The 5,334-nt window shown below is 64.8% G+C and carries 7 protein-coding genes; 2 read left to right on the top strand and 5 right to left on the bottom strand.

Translation table 11 applies throughout. From position 1 onward, the window contains the following. On the top strand, positions 1-323 hold a 323-nt coding region (locus JWQ89_RS15720; RefSeq protein WP_299642473.1), incomplete at its 5' end, for an HAD hydrolase family protein. Next, positions 320-904, top strand: coding sequence for a GNAT family N-acetyltransferase (locus JWQ89_RS15715; protein WP_299642472.1), 585 nt, complete (start codon positions 320-322; stop codon positions 902-904). The genes JWQ89_RS15720 and JWQ89_RS15715, both read left to right, overlap by 4 nt. Here the strand turns inward: JWQ89_RS15715 and JWQ89_RS15710 are convergent. The 5 genes from JWQ89_RS15710 to JWQ89_RS15690 are packed head-to-tail and all read right to left on the bottom strand — an operon-like array spanning position 882 to position 5,332. Further along, positions 882-2,366, bottom strand: a complete 1,485-nt coding sequence (locus JWQ89_RS15710; protein ID WP_299642471.1) for a Do family serine endopeptidase — start codon at positions 2,364-2,366, stop codon at positions 882-884. The two genes, JWQ89_RS15715 and JWQ89_RS15710, sit on opposite strands and share 23 nt — an antisense overlap. Before the next feature lie 40 nt (positions 2,367-2,406). After that, a complete protein-coding gene (locus JWQ89_RS15705) occupies positions 2,407-2,592 on the bottom strand; it encodes a DUF2065 domain-containing protein (protein ID WP_299642470.1) in 186 nt (61 codons plus the stop codon). Beyond that, a complete protein-coding gene (locus tag JWQ89_RS15700; RefSeq protein WP_299642469.1) occupies positions 2,592-3,683 on the bottom strand; it encodes a protease modulator HflC in 1,092 nt (363 codons plus the stop codon). The genes JWQ89_RS15705 and JWQ89_RS15700 overlap by 1 nt, the downstream gene beginning before the upstream one ends. Positions 3,684-3,685: 2 nt before the next feature. Further along, a complete protein-coding gene (gene hflK, locus JWQ89_RS15695) occupies positions 3,686-4,795 on the bottom strand; it encodes an FtsH protease activity modulator HflK (protein ID WP_299642468.1) in 1,110 nt (369 codons plus the stop codon). A gap of 60 nt (positions 4,796-4,855) precedes the next feature. Then, a complete protein-coding gene (locus JWQ89_RS15690; RefSeq protein ID WP_299642467.1) occupies positions 4,856-5,332 on the bottom strand; it encodes a dihydrofolate reductase in 477 nt (158 codons plus the stop codon). Positions 5,333-5,334: the final 2 nt, after the last annotated feature.

The raw sequence follows: 5,334 nt of genomic DNA, 5'->3' as shown, positions 1-5,334 counted from the left end.
TCGGATTCGACGAGGCGATCGCCAATGTGCTCGAATTCGACGGCGACCGGCTGACCGGTACCGTCGCGAGCCCCATCGTCGACAAGTCGACCAAGCTGAACCGGCTGCAGGAACTGGCCGCGGAACGTGACCTCCCTATGTCATCCACCATGGCGGTCGGAGATGGCGCGAATGACCTCGATATGATCAGGGCCGCAGGCCTCGGCGTCGCGCTACACGCCAAGCCGCACGTCGCAGCCGAGGCCGCTGTTCGCATCGATCACGGCGACCTCACCGCCCTGCTCTACCTGCAAGGCTTCACCGACGAGGACATCGTCAGGTGAGGCTCGAGACGGAGCGGCTCGTCCTCAGGGAATGGCGGGAGGCGGACAAGGGGCTCTATGCCGAGATCATCGGCGATCCCGCGGTGCGCCGGTTCTTCCCCTCGGTCGGCACCTTCGAGGATGCCTCGGCGGGGATCGATCGCGCGATCCAGCGTCTCGCCGTGCTTGGCTTCAGCTTTCTCGCCCTCGAGCGCAAGGCCGATAGCCGCTTCCTCGGGATGCTGGGCATGGCCCCGTTCAGTGAGGCTGTCCGCGCTGCCATCCCCGGCGCTCCGGAGGTGGAAATCGGTTGGCAGCTTGGCCAGCAGTACTGGGGCAAGGGCTATGCGCCGGAGGCCGCCCTTGCGATGCTCGACTTCGCCTTCGGCACGCTTGGGTTGACGGAAGTGGTTGCCATCACCTACGAGGGCAACGCGCCGAGCCGCAGGGTCATGGAAAAGATCGGCATGGTGCACGACCCCGAAGCCGACTTCCTCCACCCCGACATTCCCGATGGGCACCAGCTCCGCCCGCACGTCCTCTACCGCATCGCCAGCCCGGCGCCGCGCGAGGTGCCGGTCAGCCTAGTCGCACCGCGATGAACCGGCTGGAGCCGGTCGGGTCGGTCACCTTGAACAAGACGGCCGGCCGCCCGGCTTCCTTGGCTTGCCCTACCAGTTCGGTGAGCTGGTCGACCGTCGCGATCTCCTTCTGGTTCACCTCGGTGACGATCAGCCCGGCGATGAAACCCTTTTGATCCGCGTCGCTCCCGCTCTTCACGCTGGTGACGACGATCCCGTTCTCTTCCGGCGCGATGCCGAACTCGGCCCGCTTGGCTTCATCGAGCACCGCAACGTCGAACCCGACGATCTCAGGCAGTCCCTGCGGCGGCGCCTCCGGTTCCACGGCCACCGCTTCCGGCGCCGGAGTGGGCGTGGGCGTGGCGTTGTTGCTGGCAATCAGTTGCTCGCCCAGTTCGAGGCGGCCCAGTGTGATGCTGAGCATCCTCTCGACGCCGCCGCGCAGGATCTTCACCGGCACGGCCTTGCCGACCTCGGTCTCGGCGACAACCCGCGGCAGGTCGCGCATCCGCGCGATCGGCTTGCTGTCGAATTCGAGGATGATGTCGCCTTCCAGCACCTGGCCCTCGGACGGACCGCCCTTGGTGACGTCGATCACCAGCGCCCCCGCCGTACTCGTGAGCCCCAGGCTGCCCGCGATGTCGTCGCTGACCTCCTGGATGCCGACGCCGAGCCAGCCCCGCCGGGTTTCGCCGAATTGCGCCAGCTGGTCGATCACCGGCCGGGCCAGGTTGACCGGCACCGCAAAGCCGATCCCCAGCGATGAGCCGCCCCGCGCGATGATGGCCGTGTTGATCCCGACCACCTTGCCGTTCATGTCGAACAGAGGACCGCCCGAGTTGCCCTGGTTGATCGCTGCGTCGGTCTGGATGAACTGGTCGTACGGCCCCGACTGGATGTCGCGGTTCCGCGCCGACACGATGCCCAGCGTCACCGATCCGCCGAGCCCGAACGGGTTGCCGATCGCCATCACCCAGTCACCGACCACCGCACCGTCGCTGTCGCCGAACTCGACGAAGGGCAAATCGCGCCCGGCGTCGACCTTCAGCACTGCGAGGTCCGTCTTGTCGTCGCTGCCGACAACCTTGGCCGGAAGCCTGGTGCCGTCGGTGAAATAGATCTCGATCTCTTCGGCGCCCTCGATGACGTGGTTGTTGGTCACCACGATGCCATCGGCGGAGATAATGAAGCCGGAGCCGAGGCTGCGAGCCTCCTGCATCTGCTCCTCGCCCAGCCCGTTGTTCGGGTTGTGCTCATCGAAAAACTGCTCGAGCGGCGAACCATCCGGCAGATCGGGGAACGGCACCCCGCTGCCGCCCGGTACCTTGCGTGAGGTGCCGATATTTACCACCGCCGGGGAGAGCTTCTCGGCCAGCGCGGCGACGGATTCCGGCCCCTGCGCGCTCGCGGGCAGAACCTGCGCCGGCAAAGCCAACAGCCCGGCCATGGCCAGTGACCGCAAAATCCGACCGGCAGCACGCATCGACTTCTCCCACAGCGACTCATGCGCGGCGAACGTCAGCTCAGCCGCGCATCAGCCACAAGAGAACAAGTCCGACCCCGGCGCAAGCCAACGCTGCCGCACGAATGGTTGATGCTGGCATCGATTGGATCGATGCCAGCATCTTCTTCATCTGCTCGGGAAACGCCGCGTAGGCGAGCCCTTCAAGGACCAGCACGAGCGCCAACGCCGAGAAGAGCTCGGTCACTACTGCGCCGCAGGCGTGGCCGGCGCAGTCTCAGGCGTCGGCGCAGCCGCCGGTGGCGGCGTAGTCACAGCGGGCGCAGGTACAGGCTCCGCAGGCGCCGCCGCTGGCGCTGGTTGCTCGCTCGCCGCAGGTACCGGAGTGGCGGAGTTTGCAGCAGGCGCTTCGACCACCGGCGTAGCCGGAGCCGACGTCGTCGCGGGTCCGGCAGCCGTCTTCAGGCCATCGGGATTCTCGTTCTTGAAGTAGCGGAAGAACTCGGAATCCGGCGATAGCACCATGGTCGTGCCGGTAGCCCCGAGCGAGGTACGATACGCCTGCAGCGAACGATAGAACTCGAAGAACTCCGGGTCCTTGTTGTAGGCGTCGGCGAACACCTGGCTACGCTGCGCTTCACCCTCGCCTCGGAGGATTTCGCTGTCGCGCCGCGCCGCAGCGACGATCTCCACGGCCTGGCGATCCGCGATGGCCTTCAGCGACTGGGCAGCCTGCTGGCCACCCGCCCGGATGCGTGCCGCTTCGGCGTTACGCTCGGCCGACATACGTTCGAACGTCTGCTTGGAGACGTCCTCCATCAGGTCGGTGCGAAGGATGCGCACGTCGGTCACGTCGATCCCGAGTTCAGCCATGCCGGGCCGGATCAGGTCGCGGGCTTCCCGCATCATGGCCGGCCGCTCGGCCGAGAGCGCGGCATCGAACTTGCGAAGGCCATACACCTGGCGAAGCGCCGCATCGAAACGTGTCGAGATGCGCTGTTCGGCGAGGCCGATTTCGCCCTGCACCCTTTCGCGGAACTTCACCGGGTCGGTGATGCGATAGGTGAGGAACGCATCGACGACGTAGGTTGCGCCGTCGCTGACCTGCAACTGCAGGTTTGCGATGTCATAGCGCAGGAGCCGGTCTTCAATGATCTGAACGGTATCGACCAGGGATGTCGGCAGCTTGAAGTAGATACCGGGTTCCTTCCGGACGTCGGTGATCTGACCGAAGCGTAGGACGATGGCCTGCTCGCGAACGTTGACCACGTAGATCGACGAGAACAGCAGGTAGATGACGATGACGGCACCGATGCCGAGCACGACTAGACGGTTCATGTTCAGTTACCCCCGGCAGGCGTCGTCGACGTCGTCGCCGCAGGAGCGGGCGCGCTCTGGAGCGCCGGCAGCGGCAGATATGGCAACACACCCGATCCCGTCGAGCCCGGCTCGACGATAACCTTCGTTGAATCGCCCAGCACCTGCTCCATCGTCTCGAGATAGAGTCGCTTGCGAGTCACCTCGGGAGCCTTGGCATACTGTTCGTAGACCGAGGTGAAACGAGCCGCCTCACCTTCGGCTTCCTGAACCACGCGGTTCTTATACGCTGCCGCGTCTTCACGGATCGCCGCAGCCTGGCCGTTCGCGTTGCCCAGCAACGTGTTTGCGTAGTTCCGGGCGTCTTCCTGGTACTTCTGCTGGTCCTGCTGGGCGCGCTGCACCTCAGCAAAGGCGTCGGCAACTTCAGCGGGCGGCGCCACGTTCTCGATCGTGATCTGGTCGATGTGAACCCCGACCTTGTAGGAGTCGAGGATCGTCTGGATGATCTGCTGCACCTCGGTCTGGATGCCTGCGCGATCGGAACGGAAAATCTCCTGCGCGGGACTGCGTCCCACGACCTCGCGCATGGCGCTCTCGCCGGCGGCGCGCACCATATCGTCGGGGTCCTTCACGTTGAACAGGTAGGCCTTCGGGTCTTCGATGGTCCACAGGACCGCGAACTTGACGCTGACGATGTTCTGGTCGGACGTCAGCATGACGCCGTCATCACTTCTGCCGGTACGGCTGGTCGACGAACCGATCTCCGTCTTGTTCTCCGTAACGCTGACGCGTTCGACGGTCTGAACCGGCCACCACAGGAAATGCAGCCCCGAAGTGCTCAGTTGATCGCTAGGCTTGCCGAACGTCGTTTCGACGCCGACTTCCTGAGGATCAATGGTGTAGATCGAGTTGATCAACCAGAAGACGACCAGCGCCGCGGCAACGCCGACGATGATCCAGCGCGCGCCCGGCATACCGCCTTGGAGTTGGTCACGTCCGCGGGACAGAATTTCTTCGAGGTTCGGGGTACCGCCGCGACGTCCACCCCCTCCACCACCAGGCGTCTGACCCCAGGGACCGCCATTGTTAGAATTGCGACCTCCTCCACCCGTATTATTGTCCCAGGGCATACGCCACCTTTCAGCCGGACTATCGATTGCCGCCCTATATAGGGAAGCGCCTCCCCGCGATCAACGTGCCTCAGGACCGCGCCGGCGATAGACCTTTACCGCGAAGTCAGCGCTATCCCGTTCTGTGCGCAACACTTCGAGCTCCGCTTCTACTTGCCATTGCTTGGGATCAATGGGCGGAAACCGGACGCTCCCCTTCGGGGAGGCTGCCACGTGTGTGACGTAAAGTCGCTCGGCCACGGGCATTGCCTCACGATAGATTTCGCCACCGCCTCCGATCATTACTTCATCGGCCCGATCGGCGGCGGCGATCGCCTGCGCGTGGTCGAGCGCCGCGGCAAGGCTGTCGAACACCAGCACGCCGTCCGGCTGATAGCCCCGCTGTCGCGTCACCACGATATTGGTCCGCCCCGGCAGGGGCTTGCCGATGCTCTCGAACGTCTTGCGTCCCATGATCAGCGGCTTGCCCATGGTCGTACGCTTGAAATGCGCGAAATCGCTGGGCAAGCGCCAAGGAATGGCGCCATCTGATCCGATGA

The sequence above is a fragment of the Devosia sp. genome (assembly GCF_028290645.1).
Lineage (GTDB): Bacteria > Pseudomonadota > Alphaproteobacteria > Rhizobiales > Devosiaceae > Devosia_A.
This window is presented reverse-complemented; position numbering and strand designations above follow the sequence as displayed.

What these genes read in the sequence shown, in the direction of transcription:
- JWQ89_RS15710 (WP_299642471.1), bottom strand. Translation starts at nt 2,366, where the DNA reads ATGCGTGCTGCCGGTCGGATTTTGCGGTCACTGGCCATGGCCGGGCTG.
- JWQ89_RS15700 (WP_299642469.1), bottom strand. Translation starts at nt 3,683, where the DNA reads ATGAACCGTCTAGTCGTGCTCGGCATCGGTGCCGTCATCGTCATCTAC.
- hflK (WP_299642468.1), bottom strand. Translation starts at nt 4,795, where the DNA reads ATGCCCTGGGACAATAATACGGGTGGAGGAGGTCGCAATTCTAACAAT.